Origin of the sequence: Paenibacillus sp. FSL R7-277 (assembly GCF_000517965.1) — a bacterium.
Taxonomy (GTDB): Bacteria; Bacillota; Bacilli; order Paenibacillales; family Paenibacillaceae; genus Paenibacillus_AQ; species Paenibacillus_AQ silagei.
Map to the genome: position 1 here is coordinate 110,741 of NZ_ASPX01000116.1, position 18,002 is coordinate 128,742.

The window sequence follows — 18,002 nt, forward strand, 5'->3', positions numbered from 1 at the left end:
TTGACGAAAAACTAATTATTTAGTCGATCCCTGTCGAAATATATATTAAAATATCTAGTTACTTCGAGATATGGAAATAAATTTTAACGTCCATCCATTCAGAAATACAGGAGGAACTTCCATGCCAACACCGAAAAACCCCCTAAAGCGCCTATTCCGTATCACGAAGCTCAGAACTGAACTGATGCTGCTTATCATTACAGCCATTGTACTGCCCTCGCTGGCTCTGGTGGCCATATCGACACAAACCTCAGAATCGGCTCTGCGCTCCAAAATGGAAGACACCACACGCTCCAGCATCCACCTCCTGGATAAAACACTGTCGCAGCTGATTCTGCTGGAGAGCGCCGGAGTGAATGAGCTGGCATACGAGATGAGCAGCGCGGGGCTAACGAACAATTCTCCACAGCTGCGCAAGCTGATCGACAACTTCAAGCTGGAGCATCCTGAGGTAGATATCGTGGCGATAGGCAACGAGGACGGGAAATACATGTTCGCGCCGGATTCCAAGCTGGACAATTATGATCCCCGCGTACGCGACTGGTACATAGATGCACTTAAGACCCCGGAGACAACATCGGTGATCGATCCCATTTTCTCCAAAGTAACGAACAGCTACATTCTGCCGATCTCCAAGGCTTTTCCGGACGGCAAGGGGGCTGTTACGATCAGCATCAGCATGAAGGAGCTTATGGAGCTGGCGAAGAATGTCAGTCTGGGCGATAGCGGATATGTCTTCATCCTGGACGGCAATAACAAGGTGATCTACCACCCTGCCATGGAGATTGCTTCGGAAGCCACAGGCGCAATGACAGCAGGAATCAAGCAAGGCCCGGCGGGTAAAATATCCTACAAGGATGCTGCAGCCGATACGCAAATGGACGGATACTACATTACCAATGAGCTGACCGGCTTCACCTTGGCCGGAGTGCTTCCAGAGAGTGAATATACGAAGGCGGTCTACCCGATTCTGTACAAATCAGCTATCGTTCTCGTGGTTGCGCTGCTGCTTGCTGCGGTAATTACCTTCCTGATTATCCGCCGGATAACCGGGCCGGTAGAACGCCTGAACCGTTCGGCCAAACGGGTAAGCGAAGGGTATCTGGATGAATTCGTCCAGACCAGCCGCAGGGACGAGATCGGTCAGCTTGCCGGCAATTATAATGAAATGGTCTCTTCGCTGCGCACCATGGTGCAGGAGGTTGCCGAGACCTCCGGCCAGCTCGCCGCTGCCAGTGAACAGCTCACAGCCAGCACGGCCGAGAACAGCAAGGCAGTCGAGTATGTGACGGAGCTGGTGGAGGAATCCACCCGGGGCGTGGAGACCCAGGCTTATGCTTCCGCCGAAGTCGCTACAACGATGGAGGAGATGTCCACCGGCATCCAGAAAATCGCTTCCGCTTCAGAGTCAATTGTGAGCGCCGCTATACTTACGGAAACGGATGTCTCCACCGGCAGCGCCAGAATGGAGCAGGTCGGAGAGCAGATGAAGACGATCCGCGAATCGGTGCAGCAGTCCGGCACCCTGATCGCTGAGCTTAACGGCTTAAGTGCCAGAGTGGCTGAGACCAGCACGGCGATCTCCGCCATTGCCAAGCAGACCAATCTCCTGTCGCTGAATGCCGGCATTGAGGCGGCCCGGGCCGGTGAACACGGCCGAGGATTCGCCGTAGTGGCGGGTGAAGTGCGCAAGCTCTCGGAGGCTACGAATAGCAGTGCCGGGCAGATTCAGGAGACCATCTCCGAGATGGTGGGCCTGATCGCCAGCGCGTATGATGTGATGAAGCATAAGGTGGCAGAGGATGTGGAGCAGGGCATGGCGCTTACCCTGGAGGCGAGCGAAGCCTTCCGGCAGATTGAGCAGTCCACCCGGCAGGTCGGCGAGCAGATCCATGAGGTCTCCGCCATTACGGAGCAAATGTCGGCCAGCAGCTCCGAAGTAGCCGCTTCCGTCCAGGAGATGGCCACAATTGCCCGAGCCGCGCTCGATTCCTTCCAGAGCGTAACCGCAGCTACCGAGGAGCAGCTTGCTTCGATGGAGGAGATCACCTCCTCCGCTGCGGCACTCTCCGGTATGGCTGCGGACATGCAGGGACAGGTGGAGCGTTTCCAGTTCGATGCGAAGGATAAGGCTTAAAAATACAGAACCGCCCAAAATACAAAGCAGCGATCCTACAATAAAGGAAAATCGCTGCTTTTTCTCTTCAATCAGGGGAACTCCGCCTGTCATTACGGACAGAAGGGCGCTTATTTCGGATGAAGGTCATGATTTGGCAAATTTACGGACACCACGGCCCTTATCAGCCGATATTCCGCCCATAAGCATCGCTTACAGAGACAATAAAAGCGCTCCGGTCCGTTACTTCCCAAAAAGTGTCGTTTTCCTGAAAATAAGGGCGCTACGGTCCCTAAGGAGCCGAACTTGTCTTTGCGCTCATTAACGCACGGTGCTTCCGCGGCTCTGTTTCGCTACATCGCCGGATCCGTTGTACCGGATCATAGCCGGATCGCCGCTGGTTCGGTTTCCCGGGGCCGCTTGGCGCTGCCTCTCTGGACCTATTGCTGCTCAGGCTCCGGCCAGCCGGAGACGCTCTCTTCTCCGAGGAGTTGAACGTAAGGTGGTAATTCGCCGCCCCGCAGCAGCCATAGCTCATGCAGGGCACGTGTGCAGCCCACATACATCAGCTTCGCATCCCAGGCCGCCGCTCCATAATGGGCGCTGTCTGCGTCTGCCAGAATGACGGCATCGAACTCCAGTCCCTTGGACAAGTAGACGGGGAGAATCGACAAGCCGCCGCGATATTCCGTGATGCTGCCGTCAATCAGATGAAGATCCTCGAACTGCGTGGCGAGCTCAGCGTACAGTAGAGAGGCTTCCCGCAGGCTGCGGGTCAATACCGCCACCGTGCGGTATTCGCGCCCGGAGAGCTGCGCCAGCGCGCTCTTGACCACGCTGAGCCGCTGGTCCGCCGATGCAGCCGCCGCCGCTCCCGGCAGCACATCCTCCTCATAGGAGATGAGCCGCACAGGATTCCCGCTGCGGAAGACCGGCACAGCCAGCAGCTCGCTGCCGACGCCCGCAGACAGAATGCCATTGGCAAACTCGATGATCTCCATCGTTGAGCGGTAGCTTCGGGTCAGTGCATGGTATGCGGTGTATTCTTCGGCGAACAGCGTCTGCATCTCTCTCCAGGCATGTACTCCCTTGTAGGCGTGGATGCCCTGCGACAGGTCACCCAGAATGGTGAAGGAATGCCCCTTCACATACAGATCCAGTACGGCAATCTGGAACGGGGAGAAATCCTGCGCTTCATCAATCACGATATGGTCAAAGCGTTCCGTACCCTCATTGCCGTTCAGCAGATAATGGATATAGAGCAGCGGAGGAAGATCCTCCTCGCGCAGAATCCCCTTCTTCAGCTCTTTGACGGTCTCCTTCAGCACGGATGGCGGAATCTCCTCCGGTGCCGCCGCCGGCCAGTCCTCCGGCACTTTCGCCGCCCGGAAGATCTGCTTATAGATGGCGAGCGGCTCGTATTTCGGCCACTTGGCGCTGTAGGCCTTCTCGCGGGCCGCGCCCTTCTTCTTGCGCTCCTTCAGCGCAGCCGCTGAAGGGCTCTTCTTCAGCTCCATCTCGATCCAGCGGTGAAGCCGCGCCATGACGCGCTCCTTGCGCTTCGCCGGAGGATACGGTGCGTATTCCTCATTGTGCCAGCGCAGAATCACCTGGCGGCTCAGCACCGCCCCGTCCCAAGGGCTGAAATCGCCCTCCGGCACAGCACTGGTCTCCAGCAGCTTGACGCTGGATTCAATGACGCTCATCAGCACCGTTGAGCCTTTGAAGCGCCCGGGGGTCTCTTCCGTGATGGCCGGCATTGCTCCCGCCGTCTCGAACCAGCGGCTCATGACCTCCGAAGCATCCTGCTCCGGCAGCGTGACATCAAGCACTCCGGCCGCCCAGTCCGGGAACGTGCTCTGGGCAATATTGCCGACGCCCAGCTCCGGCAGCACATCCGAAATATAGTCCAGGAACATGCGGTTCGGGGCGAAAATAATCATTTTCTCCGCCGAGACCTGCTCCTTGTATTGATACAATAAGAACGCCAGCCGGTGCAGCGCAACGGTGGTCTTGCCGCTTCCCGCCACCCCCTGGATGATCAGCGCCGTGTTCTTGGCCGCACGGATAATCTTGTCCTGCTCCTCCTGAATCGTGGAGACGATGTCCCGCAGCCGGTTATCCTTGTTCTCCCCCAGCCGGTAGACCAGGAATTCATCCGATACCGCCGGTGCGTCGCTGTCACGGTTATACGTATCCGCCACCCGCTCCAGGATTTGCTTCCGGATCACCACGTTGCGCTTGAGATAGACCAGCCCTTCGATCAGCCCGTCCGGCGCTTCATACGAGGCGGCTTCCGTTCCTCCGGTAAAAGAATAGAACAGGCTTGCCACCGGTGCCCGCCAGTCAATGACAAGCGGACGGTCGCTAACCTGCTCGCGGTCTACGCCGATTTTGCCGATATACAGTGCCTTGCGGTCTTCCTCGTCATTGCCCTGAAAATCAAGCCGTCCGAAATAAGGCTCCTGCCTAAGCTTGGCAAGATCTTTGCGCTTCTGTTCCCTTGAATCCTCCAGCACCTGTTCGGTATAATCGTGTCCTGTGTACACCGGTGTTGAAAGCAATCGCTCAAGGGTGGAGTCAATCTCTGTCAGCACGTGGTTCAGCCTGTCTTCTTCCTCTTGATAGGCACTTTGAAAGTTGTCTTCCAATTTCAGTTACCTCCTAAAAGTTGTGTGAGCTGTCCATCATAACACAGCAGAGCGGGGAAAGCCATATTTTTCAAACTGCTGTCCACGCGGAGGACAAGCGGATGAGAGAAGGGGTGCTTCCCCCTTCCGCCTTTGCTGTTAGCCCATCAGCGCATGCAGCACGAAGTTCGCGATGAACAGTCCGGCAATACCATACAAGGCAGGAGGAACCTCCTTGCCTTTGCCGGTAGCCAGCTTCACCAGCGGATAGGTGATGAAGCCAAACGCCATGCCGTCCACGATGCTATAGGTGAAGGGAATCATCACCATGACCAGGAACGCCGGAAACAGCTCCGTCATGTCGCCGAGATCCATCTCGCGCACACTCTGCACCATCAGCCCGCCGATCACGATCAGAATCGGCGCAATCGCGCTGTCCGGCACATAAGCCAGCAGCGGGATGAACAGGAAGGTCGCGCCGAACAGCAGGCCGGTGACGAGTGAAGTTAAGCCGGAGCGTCCCCCTGCCGCAATCCCGGCGGTGGATTCGGCAGCGGCGACCACCGGGCTGCTGCCGAACAGACCTGCCGCGATGTTGGCGAGCGAGAGCGCCCGCAGACTGCTTTTGAAGCGTTCCGGGCGTCCTGCCATCAGTGTCTGGGAAGCGATCAGGCCGATATTCTCAAACACCACAATCAGCAGCAGCAGGAAGACGGCAATCCAGAAGACGAGGCTGACGAATCCGCTCCAGTCCATACTGGCGAACACGCTGCCATAACCGCTGAACACATGTCCCGGCTCGGTATTCTTCGGCGCATGAGCGGCTCCCAGCAGATAGGCAAGCCCTGTGCCCACGAGCATACTGATCAGCAGACCGCCGCGTGTGCCGCGGATGAACAGCACCAGCGCCAGCAACAGCGTCACCACCGAGGTAATGACCGCAGGATCACTGAAATGCCCGATCGCGACGAAGGTGGTGGCGTGGGCAATGACAATCCCGCTTTTTTGCAGGCCGATGAAGGTCAGGAACAGTCCGATGCCAACTGTGATCGCATGCTGCAGATTATGGGGAATCGCATCGCTGAGAATGCGGTAGAGCGAGGTGAAGGCCACAATGGCAAACAGCACCCCGGTCACCACTACCACGGCCAGCGCCTCACGCCAGTCCAGCTTCATGGAATGCACCAGCGTATAGGTGAAAAAGGCATTGATCCCCATGCCCGGGACCACGATAATCGGCGTTTTGCCGCCAAACGCCATGAGCAGGCAGCCTGTGATGGCTGTCAGCAGCGTAGCAACCATCCCGGCCCGCAGCGGCATGCCTGCATCTGCCAGGATCGCCGCGTTAACCATTACAATATATACCGAAGCGAAATACGACAGGATGCCGGCCGCCCATTCCTGCTTCCAGTTGTCGCCCGGCTCCATTCCCACACTATTCCGCCAAATATTCGACTTCATGTAACAACCTCCACTTAAGTTCTTCTCATAGGATGTCAAGTATCTCTCCACAAAACATACCGTAAAAATATCCCCGCAAAGTGAGGGTTCGCTTCGATGTTTACTCAGGTACTTTGCGGGGGGGCCCCAAAACATACCGTAATAAAAGGGCATATAGCCGGAAGCCGGCTACACACCCTTTTACCTGATAGAATTCATTCAAATGTAATGCCGCCCGTTTCGAGCAAATCCCGTACCGTTACACTGACCATAATCAGACCGACTACAGGGGGGACAAAAGAAGTACTGGCCGGAGGCTGCTTCGCCTTGCGCCGATCCGGCGCATTCGCGGGCACAATCTGCTCCGTCACATCTTCGCGCGGCTTCACAGGCTTCTCGGTGGAGAAGACCACCTTCACGCCCTTCTTGATGCCTTCCTTACGCAGTCTGGTGCGGATCACCCGGGCAATCGGGTCCATGGTAGTCTTGGAGATGTCGGCGACCTGGAAGCGGGTCGGGTCCATCTTGTTGGCCGCTCCCATGCTGGAGATCAGCGGGATCTTCCGGGCCAGACATTCCTTGATCAGGTGAATCTTATAGATAATCGTATCCGAAGCGTCAATCACATAGTCCAGCTTGTATTTGAACAGCTCCTCATACGTCTCTTCGGTGTAGAACATATTCAGCGCAATCGCTTCGCAGTCCGGATTAATCAGCTTGATGCGGTCCACCATCAGATCGGTTTTGTTCTGGCCGATGGTCGTGGTCAGCGCATGGAGCTGGCGGTTGATGTTGGTAATATCGACCGAATCCTTATCAATCAGGATAATGCGGCCGATTCCGGTCCGGGCCAACGCTTCCGCTGCCATAGCGCCAACTCCGCCGATCCCCAGCACAGCTACTGTGCTGTTCTTCATGATCGCCAGGCCTTCCGGCCCGATCGCCAGCTCCGTACGCGAGAACTGATTCAGCATGATGTCAGCCTCCTTGGGCAAGGCTTCCGGGACGTCCCTCTGCTCTCCTGGAGCGCCCCGTCAGTCCATAGTTAATTTATTTCTTTTCTTTCTCCGGTTTCGGTGCCAGCTTGATGTGCAGCTGCTCCAGTTGTCCGGCATCCACCGGGGATGGGGCATCCATCAGCAGGTCCGTTGCACTTGCTGTCTTAGGGAAGGCAATGGTCTCACGCAGGTTCGTGCGGCCCGCCAGCAGCATAATCAGACGGTCGAAGCCAAACGCGATGCCGCCATGCGGAGGCGTGCCGTATTCAAAGGCATCCATCAGATAGCCGAATTTCTCATAGGCCAGCTCCTGCGAGAAGCCGAGTGCATTGAACATTTTCTCCTGAACTTCACGCTTGTAGATACGCTGGGAACCGCCGCCCACCTCGTAGCCGTTAAGCACCAGGTCATACGCCTGTGCGCGGATGGCGCCAGGATCGGTATCGAAGAGATGCAGGTCTTCGTCCATCGGACGTGTGAACGGGTGATGCTCAGCCACATAACGCTTCTGGTCCTCATCGTAGCCGAGAAGCGGGAATTCCGTTACCCAGGCGAATTTGAACACACTGTCGTCGATCAGACCAAGCTGGCGGCCGATCTTCAGACGCAAGGCGCCAAGTACATCTGCTACCACCTTCTTGGTATCCGCGGAGAAGAGCAGCAGGTCGCCTTCTTCGGCACCTGTGCGCTCCTTCACGGCAGCGATTTCTTCCTCGGAGAAGAACTTCACAATCGGTCCCTTGAACTCGCCGTCTTTGACCTGAATCCAGGCCAGACCCTTGGCGCCGTAGCGTGCAGCGTATGGTCCAAGATCGTCAATCTCCTTACGTGTCCAGGTGCCACAGCCCTTGGCGTTCAGACATTTCACTTCTCCGCCCTTCTCGATCACGGAAGCGAATACCTTCACGCCGCTCTCAGCAACGATATCATTCATCTCTACCAGCTCCAGGCCAAACCGCAGGTCCGGCTTGTCCGAGCCGTATTTGCCGATCGCTTCGGCATAGGTCAGCCGCTGGAACGGTGCGGATACCTCAACCCCAACCGTCTCCTTCAGCAGACGCTGCATGAGCTTCTCCATCATCGACAGCAGCTCATCCTGCGGCATGAACGAGGTCTCAATATCGAACTGCGTGAATTCCGGCTGGCGGTCAGCACGCAGATCCTCATCGCGGAAGCAGCGGGCCATCTGGTAATAACGCTCGATGCCGCCGACCATCAGCAGCTGCTTGTAGATCTGCGGTGACTGTGGAAGCGCGAAGAATTCCCCTTCATGCACACGGCTTGGCACGAGATAGTCACGTGCGCCTTCCGGCGAGCTTTTGGTCAGGATCGGCGTTTCCACATCGATAAAGCCTTCGTTGTCGAGGAAATCGCGGAAGATCTTCGCTGCCTTGGAACGGAGCAGCAGCGTCTTGTGCATCTCCGGACGGCGCAGATCCAGGTAACGGTATTTCATACGCAGGGATTCGTCTACTTCCACTCCGTCTTCGATGAAGAATGGAGGCGTCTTGGCTGCATTCAGCACTTCGATGTCTGTAATCTGCACTTCGATCTCACCGGTCGGCAGGTTGCGGTTAACGGTCTCCTCATCGCGCTTAACCACCGTACCTGTCACGGACAGCACGTATTCACTGCGGACCTTATCGGCAATCTGCAGCGCTTCTCCGGAATAGTCAGGGTTGAATACAATTTGTACAATCCCTGTCCGGTCGCGCAGATCAATGAACAGCACCCCTCCAAGGTCACGGCGGGTCTGCACCCAACCGTTCAATGTTACTGTCTCACCGATGCTCGCTGTCGTTAATTGTCCACAGTTATGGCTTCTGGTCATCTTTTATCCTACCCCTTCATGATTAAAATTACATATACTCGCCTTTTCGCCTAATTCTGAATCAGCGCCTCTGCCAGTTCGTCCAGCTTCACAGTCCGCTGCTCGCCGGTCTCCATCGACTTCAGTGCGATGACGCCGCTATTCAGCTCGTCTTCACCAAGAATCGCCGTATACCGGGCTGACATACGGTCCGCCGACTTCATCTGCGCCTTCATCTTGCGTCCCAGGTAATCGCGCTCCGCAGAGAATCCAAGACTGCGCAGACGGAACAGCTGCTTCGTGATCTCCAGATCTGCCGCTTCACCTAATGCGACGAAGTACACATCCAGCGGCTTCGCCGCTTCCAGCGCCACACCCTGATTCTCCAGAATCAGCAGAATCCGCTCCAGGCCAATCCCGAACCCGATGCCCGGTTGATCCGGCCCGCCGATCTCCTCGACCAGACCGTTGTACCGGCCGCCGCCGCCCACCGTGTCGATAGAGCCAATGCCTGCCGCTTTATACTCAAACGCTGTATGCGTGTAATAATCAAGGCCGCGCACCAGGCGGGGGTTGATGCTGTACTCCACACCCATCACATCCAGATGCCCCTTCACCTTCGTAAAATGCTCTGTACACTCTTCATCCAGGCTGTCCAGAATAGAAGGTGCACCGCCGAACTTGTCCTGATCAACCTTGCAGTCCAGCACGCGCAGCGGGTTGCGTTCCATCCGCCGCTGGCAGTCGCTGCACAGGCTCTCTCTCATCGGTCTCAGGAAATCCAGCAGCTTCTCGCGGTAAGCCGCACGGCTCGGCGCATTGCCGACCGAGTTCAGCTCTACCCGCACATCCCTCAGCCCCAGATCAATGTAGAACTGGTATCCCAGCGAGATGACTTCAGCATCAATCGCCGGGTCCACTGCGCCGAAGGCTTCGATGCCGAACTGATGGAACTGGCGGTATCTGCCGGCCTGCGGACGCTCATAACGGAACATCGGTCCGATATAATACAGCTTGCTGACATCCGGCTCCCCGTACAGCTTGTTCTGGACATACGCGCGTACCACGCCTGCTGTCCCTTCGGGACGAAGCGCCAGATCGCGGTCGCCCTTATCCTTGAAGGTATACATCTCACCTTCTACAATATCCGTTGTTTCGCCGACTCCGCGCTCGAACAGCCCGGTGTGCTCGAACAGCGGGGTGCGGATCTCCCGGTAATTGAAGCGGCGGCACAGCTCTCTGGCCTTAGCCTCCACAACCTGCCATTTCTCTACTGCACCCGGCAGCACATCCTGTGTACCTGTTGGTTTCTCAAATCTTTCTTTAGCCACAGTCTATCCCTCCTGAAAATAACCCCTTAAAACAGCAAAAAACCCCTCATCCCTGTTCAATTACAAACAGGGACGAGGGATTATCATAACCAATAATTCACCCGTGGTACCACCCACATTCCGGGCTTAGCAACTTGCTCTGCGTAAGCTCCGCTCTAAGCGGTTAACGCCCGCCTACGCGCAATCGGCTACTGACTGTAGGCAATCCTGCTGCCTGCGTTCGCCGTGCGTTCTCGGGGAGGTCATTCGTCCGTTCATCAACAGAATCCTTACAGCCTTGCGGATCAGCGTGCGGTCCTCCTTACCTGGACGACAGCCATGATCTGCGGGATTCCTCTCTGGGGTTGTGGGTTACGGATTACTTGGTCCCGTCATCAAAACAATATAAACTTACCTATACTGTTAGATTCTACTGAACCACTGCGCTAAAGTCAAGGATTGAATAAAATAAGCTGCCACGAGCCAGCGTTCCTTCAGCCAAGTGGAATGAAATACCGCTATTGGGGCAAAAACTCCTCATTCTCAGCTTAAGCGGACTCAGATTCCGCTATGCACCTACATATGCCTCGTTATCCGCTCAAATCAGCCTAATAACGGAATGTCAGTCCGCGTCTGCCGCAAAAAAACAGTTTGTGGACAAATAGGCGCTTCTCAGTCCGCTTCATTACTTCACTCTAATGACACTCCATGTTGCTTGAAATCTCCCCAAAAATAAAAAAGTGACCTGCAGCCGATTGCTGCAGGTCCATCATCATATATTATAAAAAAGGGGGTCATGCTTCTATTATAAACACGCTATATTAAGGAATCATGAATGTAGTGTTACAGTTGCATTACAGAAAAGAAAGCGTTTCACCAAGCCGTCCAAATTCCCGCTGTCATGCTAATCCATAGGTTACACCATCCCCCAGCTCCTGTCTATATCTATGACGCTGTCCTCGCCTTTTATTCTCCATATAAAACAGCTCCAGCCTCTCCATAACGGAGGGCTGGAGCTGAAATGTATACCGGCGGGAACCGCGGTCCCTTTTAATCAAAAATCTCCACATAGGCCTGCTTGCCGCGCAGAACCTCTACAACCTCGTTGTAATGATTCTCGGCTACCTTGAGATCCATCACATAATGCAAGTGCTCCAGGTCACTGCTTGTCAGCTCTTCCCCTCTATGCACTTCGCCCTCCGTGCGTACTTCATCGGCGCGTACTTCATCCGTACGTTTCAGATCATCCTCTGCCGCAACTGCCGGAACAATGGCCGCCCCGGACCCCATACCTGTTGCACCTCCGGCAGCGTAAACACCTCCGGCACCTGTTGAAGCGGTATTGGTGGAGCCCAGCGGTATCAGAATGTTGCGCCGGTTATTTACTCCATTATCCAAAGGGTCCGTTAAAGCCGATACCTCAATCCCCTCTACACCGTAAGGAATCAAAGAAGTCTTAGCACCTTCCGCTGCATCTTCTGTACTGAAATAGGCTTGGATTCTTCTAGTCATTGTAAATCCCTCCCATAAAGTTGTATTATGCCAAACGGGTTATGCATGTATTTCTTGTATTACAACACCTTTAGCAGCTCACGCACAAAAGCGGGCTCATCCTTGGGTGTGCGTGAAGTAATGTAATTGCCGTCTACGACGACCTCTTCATCCTTGAACTCCGCACCGGCATTGATCAGATCATCCTTCAGCGGCGGATAGGAGGTAAGTGTGCGGCCTTGCAGCAATTCAGCGCTGATCAGAATCTGCGGGCCGTGGCAGATCGCGGCAATCGGCTTGCCTGCACGGTCAGCATCCTTCACGAATTGCAGAATATCCGGGTCAAGACGAAGATTCTCCGGCGAAGATCCGCCTGGAATGACTATCGCATCATACTCTGCCGCTGTGACCTCGCTGATCGCTTTATCGGCGGCATAGGATACGCTTCCTTTTTTGCCGAGCAGGGTCTCATTTTTCTTCAGACCGATGATTTCTGCCTGATGTCCTGCCTGCAGAACTTCTTCGTAAGGAACCTTCATTTCAGAATCTTCAAAGTCATTGGCGAGTAGAAAAGCTACTTTACTCATGAGATCCATATCTCCTCTCTAGGGCTGCTGTCGTCTCGTCAATCTATTACCCTCATTCCCCCGCTTTATAACGAAGCCTGGCAGGTTCGATGCAAATTCTTATTTCACAACTACAATCTCTATGCGTCGAAAAAAGCAGTCCGCTGCCCTTCGCTTCTTCTAGGTCCGGGGCAGAAGACCGCGGCGCATTCCACGCATTCCCTGCATCTCCTGCATCTCCCGCAGCCCGCCGGCTTCCTTCGCTTCCGCTGAAGCTTCAGCCGCAGACCCCGCCTTATGACCTTGTATCGTGTTCCACATCCATGCTTTCGGTGCTTGTCTCATCGCTTCGGACTCCCCGCAACTTGTGAATAGTCATTCATCCCTAGTCTATCCACCTGCGAGGATGGCTATCCGGCAGGGATTAAATAGAACATATTGACCTTCGTAGCATCAGCACAGTGTGTCCGCTTTTCCGCTTACATCCCTCCCGATCGCCTCTGCTCCAGCACACAGTATGCGCTTTCCCGCTTAGATTATGCCCGATTACCTCCACAGCAAAAAGACCCCACCTTGTGGAGTCCCGTGATGTATCTTATCAAGTGGAAACGGCTTTGCCGTCCTTTAAAGCGGCGTCTGCCCGGCTCTAATACTAACCCTTGCTGTCCAGCAGCAGCGTAACCGGTCCCCAGTTGGTCAGGGCGACATCCATCATCGCTCCGAACACGCCGGTCTCAACCTGTAGCCCTCCGGCACGCAGCATCTGGTTGAAGTAGTCGTAGAGCCGCTCTGCCTCAGCCGGAGCCGCTGCCGCCATGAAGTTGGGGCGTCTGCCCTTGCGGCAGTCCCCGTACAGCGTGAACTGGGAGACGGACAGAATGGCCCCGCCGGCCTCCGTCACACTATGGTTCATTTTACCGGCCGCATCCTCAAAAATCCGCAGTCCGGCAACCTTGTCAGCCAAATACTTGGCATCCTTCTCTGTATCCTCATGGGTTACGCCGACCAGCAGCATCAGGCCCTCTCCAATCGCTCCGGTCACTGCACCGTCCACCGTCACACTGGAGTTCTTGCAGCGCTGCACAACGACTCTCATCTATCCTTCAGCTCCTTGCCTTAGTACCTTATTGCATGATGCGGTTAACGGTATATACATCCTTGACCCGCTTCACTTTGTCGACCACAGACTGCAGGTGATCAGTATTGCGGATCAAAATTGTCATATGGATCATCGCCATCTTGTTCTTGTCGGAGCGCCCCGTGACCGCTGAAATATTGGTCTTGCTCTCCGATACCGCCTGCAGCACCTCATTCAGCAGCCCGTTGCGGTCGTGGCCGGTAATCTCAATATCGACGCTGTAATTAGCCTCCATACTGCCTTCCCACTCCACTTCAATCACGCGGGCTGCTTCCTCCCCGTCCATCTCGTTCGGAATGTTCGGACAATCCTCACGGTGCACCGATACGCCCCGTCCACGGGTCACATATCCGATGATATCGTCGCCCGGCACAGGATTACAACATCGTGCGAAGCGTACCAGCAGATTGTCGATCCCCTTGACACGGACCCCGTTGGTCGGCTGGTTGCGCTTCTCTCCGCTGGATTTGATCGCCTTCATCTCGGAGGTAAGCTCCAGATGGCCTGCGGCCTCCTCCTGGTCTTTACGCAGCTTCTCAGTCAGCTTGGAAGCGATCTGCGCTGCGGTAATCCCGCCGAAGCCGACCGCTGACAGCATATCCTCCACATCATTGAAGGCGAACTTCTTCGCAGCCTCGGACAATTTGTCCTCCGTCAGCCAGTCAGAGACCTCCACGTTCAGGCGCTTCAGCTCGCGTTCGATGGCCTCCCGGCCCTTCTCCACGTTCTCCTCGCGCTTCTCCTTCTTGAACCACTGCTTGATCTTGCTCCGCGCATGTGAGGACTGAGCAATCTTCAGCCAATCGCGGCTCGGGCCGTAAGAATTCTTCGAGGTCAGAATCTCCACGATATCCCCGGTCTTCAGCTTATGGTCAAGCGGAACAATACGCCCGTTCACCTTGGAGCCGATTGTCCGGTTCCCGACCTCGGTATGAATGCGGAACGCGAAATCGAGCGGCACCGAGCCGGCAGGCAGCTCCACTACCTCACCCTTAGGCGTGAATACGAAGACCAAATCAGAGAAAAAGTCCATCTTCAGCGATTCTACAAATTCTTCGGCATCCTTGGCTTCGTGCTGAAGCTCCAGAATCTCGCGGAAGAACGGCATCCGGTTCTCGGGATTGACGTTGTTGTTGCTGCTGCCTTCCTTATACGCCCAGTGGGCGGCGATCCCGAATTCGGCCGTGCGGTGCATCTCCCAGGTGCGGATCTGAACCTCCGTCGGCTCTCCTCCCGGACCTACTACGGTTGTATGCAAAGACTGATACATGTTCGCCTTGGGCATAGCAATATAGTCCTTGAAACGGCCAGGCATCGGCTTCCAAAGCGTATGAATAATGCCCAAAGTGGCATAACAATCCTTAATATTGTCGACGATAATGCGGATAGCCAGCAGATCATAGATCTCGTTAAACTGCTTGTTCTTCGTGTTCATCTTGTTATAGACACTGTAGATATGCTTCGGGCGTCCCGAGAGATCGCCTTCGATGCCCATTTCATCGAGCTTGGCGCGGATGCGGCCGATGACACTGTCAATGAACTGCTCGCGTTCTGCCCGCTTCTTGTGTACAAGATTCGCAATCCGGTAGTACTGCTGCGGGTTCAGGTAACGGAGTGCAATATCCTCCATCTCCCACTTGATCGCAGAGATCCCCAGCCGGTCCGCAATGGGACAAAAGATCTCCAGCGTCTCATAAGAAATCCGGCGCTGACTCTCTTCAGACTGGTATTTGAGCGTACGCATATTATGCAGACGGTCCGCCAGCTTAATCACGATCACCCGGATATCCTGGGCCATAGCGATGAACATCTTGCGGTAGTTCTCGTTCTGCTGCTCTTCCTTGGAGCGGAAGCGGATGCGTTCCAGCTTGGTCAGGCCGTCCACCAGCATGGCGCAGGTATCGCCAAATTTCGTGCGGATCTGCTCCAGGGACACCGTCGTATCTTCCACAACATCATGCAGCAGCGCAGCAATAATGGATATGACATCCATTTGCATATTGACGACAATATCTGCGACCGCCAGCGGATGCAGAATGTATGGCTCCCCCGACTTCCGTACCTGCCCGTGATGAGCCTGATCGGCGAATTCATAAGCTTCACGGATGCGGAGAAGATCTTTTTCTTTTATATAGGCGCCAGCCTTTTCGGTTAGTTGCTCTATGCCCATTCTCGTCGTATCCGTTTCCCTTCTATAATAAAATGAACCTGCAAGCATGCAGAATTTGCAGGTTCCATACGTTCCCGGCTGCATTGCGCTCAGGTTAAAGTTGTCTATAATTATGACGCTTACGAGGGATTCCGTCAACACTTGCCATAGCGTGGTATTCCTGTCAGGGAAAGGGTCAAGAAAAGACAATTTTGTGGCACGGATAAAAATGTTGTTGTAAAAACCCGCTGTTCTATTTAATCTAGTAAAGGCGGTTTTTTAAAAGATAAGAATTGTCAAATCAAATTAGATCAGAAAGAGAAGTGAACTCCATTGCAACGCGAAATTCAAGTTAACGAAAGACTCCCTTGGGGCCCGGGCTTCCTCCTGAGTCTTCAGCATCTGTTCGCCATGTTCGGCAGCACCGTGCTTGTTCCCAACCTGTTCGGGGTAGATCCCGGCATGATCCTGCTGATGAACGGTATCGGCACCTTGCTCTACTCTCTGATCTGCCGCGGCAAAATCCCCGCCTATTTGGGTTCAAGCTTTGCCTTCATCTCTCCGGTGCTGCTTGTGCTGAAAGAGCATGCCGGCGATCATGAGCGCGGATATTCGCTTGCACTGGGCGCTTTTATCGTGACTGGTGTTATCTTCATTCTTGTGGCCTTAATTGTACGTTATGCCGGTACCGGCTGGATTGATATTGTATTCCCTCCGGCAGTTATGGGAGCGATTGTGGCCACGATTGGACTGGAGCTTGTGCCTGTAGCCGCACGCATGGCCGGACTGATTGCTCCAGATGGTGTGGCCACCGCCGACTGGACGCCTGACGGCAAAGCGATTACCCTGTCGCTCGTCACGCTTGGTGTTACCGTGCTCGGCTCCGTGCTGTTCCGCGGCTTCCCCAAAATCATTCATATCCTCATCGGTATTGTTACCGGTTATGTACTCGCTTATATCTTGGGTGAAGTGAATACTGGTGCCATCTCTCAAGCAAGCTTCCTCTCGCATCCCACAATCATTACCCCATCCTTCAACTGGCAGGTCATTCTGACTATTATTCCTGTATCGCTTGTGGTCATTGTGGAGCATATCGGCCATTTGCTGGTCACCAGCAATATCGTCGGCAAGGATCTGACCAAGGACCCGGGACTGGACCGCTCACTGATGGGTAACGGGATTTCAACAGTACTCTCCGGATTCCTGGGGTCTACGCCTAATACAACCTATGGTGAGAATATCGGCGTTATGGCTCTGACCAAGGTGTACTCGGTATATGTTATCGCGGGGGCTGCTGTAATCGCCATCGTGCTGTCGTTCTCCGGAACGTTCTCCTCGGTCATTGCCAACATTCCGCTGCCGGTTATGGGCGGTGTATCCCTGCTGCTGTTCGGTGTCATTGCGGCGTCGGGTCTGCGTATCTTCGTTGAACAGAAAGTCGATTTCTCCAAAGCCACCAACATGATTCTGGCTACGCTCGTCCTGGTGGTCGGCATCAGCGGCATTTCGCTGAAGCTTGGCGGTGTAGAGCTGAAAGGCATGGCACTGGCGACTATCGTCGGTATGGTGCTCGCCCTGCTCTTCAAGCTGATCGAGGTTCTGGGCCTGTCCAATGAACAGGAAGCTGACAAATCGGCACATTAAATAACCCACATCTGTTATTATCCACCCAGCACATCAACAAAAAGCGGACTGCTGTCTTCATTCGACAGCAGTCCGCTTTATATTTCCCGGGAAAAGTTGCCGGGCACGACGATTAATCCTCGTAAGTCAACAAGGTAACCACTTCAATATCCGACAGCTTGTCCCGTCCGGCCAGAGCCGTCAGCTCGATCAGGAATGCAGCGCCGACCACTTGTCCGCCAAGCTGTTCCACCAGGTTTACTGACGTAGCAATCGTCCCTCCGGTAGCCAGCAGATCATCCGCAATCAGCACCTTCTGGCCGGGCTTGATCGCATCGGTATGCACAGCGAGGGTATCCTTGCCGTATTCCAGATCATAGCCCACTTCGATTGTCTCATAAGGAAGCTTGCCGCTTTTGCGGATCGGCACGAAGCCTACACCCAGCGCGTAAGCCAGCGGTGCGCCCACTACAAAGCCACGCGCCTCTGGTCCGGCAATGACATCGATCTCCAGGTGGGCCACGAGAGCTTTAAGCTCATCGATGGCTGCACGGTACGCAGCGCCGTCCTTCAGCAGTGTAGTAATATCTTTGAAGCTGATTCCAGCCTGGGGGAAATCCGGAATTACGCGAATATTGTTTTTGAAATCCAACATCATCATCTCCTAAAAGTAAGCGGGGATCACCCCCGCTGAAGTTACTCAAACCAAATGACCGTGACAGCATGTGTAG

Annotated in this window: 13 protein-coding genes; 2 read left to right on the forward strand and 11 right to left on the reverse strand. The window is 54.8% G+C overall.

Annotated features, from left to right (window positions below):
• The first annotated feature begins 121 nt into the window (after window positions 1-121).
• On the forward strand, window positions 122-2,137 hold the full coding sequence (locus C173_RS30125; RefSeq protein ID WP_036732333.1) for a methyl-accepting chemotaxis protein: 2,016 nt from the start codon (window positions 122-124) through the stop codon (window positions 2,135-2,137).
• Window positions 2,138-2,556: 419 nt separating this feature from the next.
• On the opposite strand, the gene C173_RS30130 is transcribed toward C173_RS30125, so the two are convergent.
• From C173_RS30130 to C173_RS30170, 10 genes are all read right to left on the reverse strand, one after another.
• Window positions 2,557-4,767 carry a HelD family protein gene (locus C173_RS30130; RefSeq protein WP_036732334.1) on the reverse strand — a complete coding sequence of 737 codons (2,211 nt, stop codon included), beginning with the start codon at window positions 4,765-4,767 and terminating at the stop codon, window positions 2,557-2,559.
• Between the two features lie 138 nt (window positions 4,768-4,905).
• Window positions 4,906-6,207 (reverse strand): NCS2 family permease, encoded by a 1,302-nt coding sequence (locus C173_RS30135; protein WP_036732336.1) that lies wholly within the window; start codon window positions 6,205-6,207, stop codon window positions 4,906-4,908.
• Window positions 6,208-6,401: 194 nt separating this feature from the next.
• On the reverse strand, window positions 6,402-7,160 hold the full coding sequence (locus tag C173_RS30140) for a tRNA threonylcarbamoyladenosine dehydratase (protein ID WP_036732338.1): 759 nt from the start codon (window positions 7,158-7,160) through the stop codon (window positions 6,402-6,404).
• Between the two features lie 76 nt (window positions 7,161-7,236).
• Window positions 7,237-9,015, reverse strand: coding sequence for an aspartate--tRNA ligase (gene aspS, locus C173_RS30145; protein ID WP_036732340.1), 1,779 nt, complete (start codon window positions 9,013-9,015; stop codon window positions 7,237-7,239).
• Between the two features lie 50 nt (window positions 9,016-9,065).
• The gene (hisS, locus tag C173_RS30150; RefSeq protein ID WP_036732342.1) at window positions 9,066-10,325 is read right to left on the reverse strand and encodes a histidine--tRNA ligase; all 1,260 of its coding nucleotides are present in this window, start codon (window positions 10,323-10,325) and stop codon (window positions 9,066-9,068) included.
• A gap of 1,029 nt (window positions 10,326-11,354) precedes the next feature.
• On the reverse strand, window positions 11,355-11,816 hold the full coding sequence (locus C173_RS30155; protein ID WP_036732344.1) for a hypothetical protein: 462 nt from the start codon (window positions 11,814-11,816) through the stop codon (window positions 11,355-11,357).
• A gap of 59 nt (window positions 11,817-11,875) precedes the next feature.
• Entirely contained in the window at window positions 11,876-12,382 is a 507-nt protein-coding gene (locus C173_RS30160) for a type 1 glutamine amidotransferase domain-containing protein (protein ID WP_036732345.1), read from the reverse strand.
• 159 nt (window positions 12,383-12,541) lie between these two features.
• Entirely contained in the window at window positions 12,542-12,706 is a 165-nt protein-coding gene (locus C173_RS34405; protein WP_155991691.1) for a hypothetical protein, read from the reverse strand.
• A 307-nt stretch (window positions 12,707-13,013) separates the two neighbouring features.
• Complete coding sequence (dtd, locus tag C173_RS30165; protein ID WP_036732346.1) at window positions 13,014-13,457, reverse strand: D-aminoacyl-tRNA deacylase; 444 nt, start codon at window positions 13,455-13,457, stop codon at window positions 13,014-13,016.
• A 28-nt stretch (window positions 13,458-13,485) separates the two neighbouring features.
• Window positions 13,486-15,669: a RelA/SpoT family protein gene (locus tag C173_RS30170; RefSeq protein ID WP_036732347.1), complete on the reverse strand. Its 2,184-nt coding sequence runs from the start codon at window positions 15,667-15,669 to the stop codon at window positions 13,486-13,488.
• A gap of 312 nt (window positions 15,670-15,981) precedes the next feature.
• Here C173_RS30170 and uraA point away from each other — a divergent pair, with 312 nt between their 5' ends.
• Window positions 15,982-17,292, forward strand: a complete 1,311-nt coding sequence (gene uraA / locus C173_RS30175; RefSeq protein WP_036732348.1) for a uracil permease — start codon at window positions 15,982-15,984, stop codon at window positions 17,290-17,292.
• 112 nt (window positions 17,293-17,404) lie between these two features.
• On the opposite strand, the gene C173_RS30180 is transcribed toward uraA, so the two are convergent.
• The gene (locus tag C173_RS30180; protein ID WP_036732465.1) at window positions 17,405-17,923 is read right to left on the reverse strand and encodes an adenine phosphoribosyltransferase; all 519 of its coding nucleotides are present in this window, start codon (window positions 17,921-17,923) and stop codon (window positions 17,405-17,407) included.
• Window positions 17,924-18,002: the final 79 nt, after the last annotated feature.

What these genes read in the sequence shown, in the direction of transcription:
- C173_RS30125 (WP_036732333.1), top strand. Translation starts at nt 122, where the DNA reads ATGCCAACACCGAAAAACCCCCTAAAGCGCCTATTCCGTATCACGAAG.
- C173_RS30135 (WP_036732336.1), bottom strand. Translation starts at nt 6,207, where the DNA reads ATGAAGTCGAATATTTGGCGGAATAGTGTGGGAATGGAGCCGGGCGAC.
- C173_RS30140 (WP_036732338.1), bottom strand. Translation starts at nt 7,160, where the DNA reads ATGCTGAATCAGTTCTCGCGTACGGAGCTGGCGATCGGGCCGGAAGGC.
- aspS (WP_036732340.1), bottom strand. Translation starts at nt 9,015, where the DNA reads ATGACCAGAAGCCATAACTGTGGACAATTAACGACAGCGAGCATCGGT.
- C173_RS30155 (WP_036732344.1), bottom strand. Translation starts at nt 11,816, where the DNA reads ATGACTAGAAGAATCCAAGCCTATTTCAGTACAGAAGATGCAGCGGAA.
- C173_RS30160 (WP_036732345.1), bottom strand. Translation starts at nt 12,382, where the DNA reads ATGAGTAAAGTAGCTTTTCTACTCGCCAATGACTTTGAAGATTCTGAA.
- C173_RS34405 (WP_155991691.1), bottom strand. Translation starts at nt 12,706, where the DNA reads ATGAGACAAGCACCGAAAGCATGGATGTGGAACACGATACAAGGTCAT.
- dtd (WP_036732346.1), bottom strand. Translation starts at nt 13,457, where the DNA reads ATGAGAGTCGTTGTGCAGCGCTGCAAGAACTCCAGTGTGACGGTGGAC.
- C173_RS30170 (WP_036732347.1), bottom strand. Translation starts at nt 15,669, where the DNA reads ATGGGCATAGAGCAACTAACCGAAAAGGCTGGCGCCTATATAAAAGAA.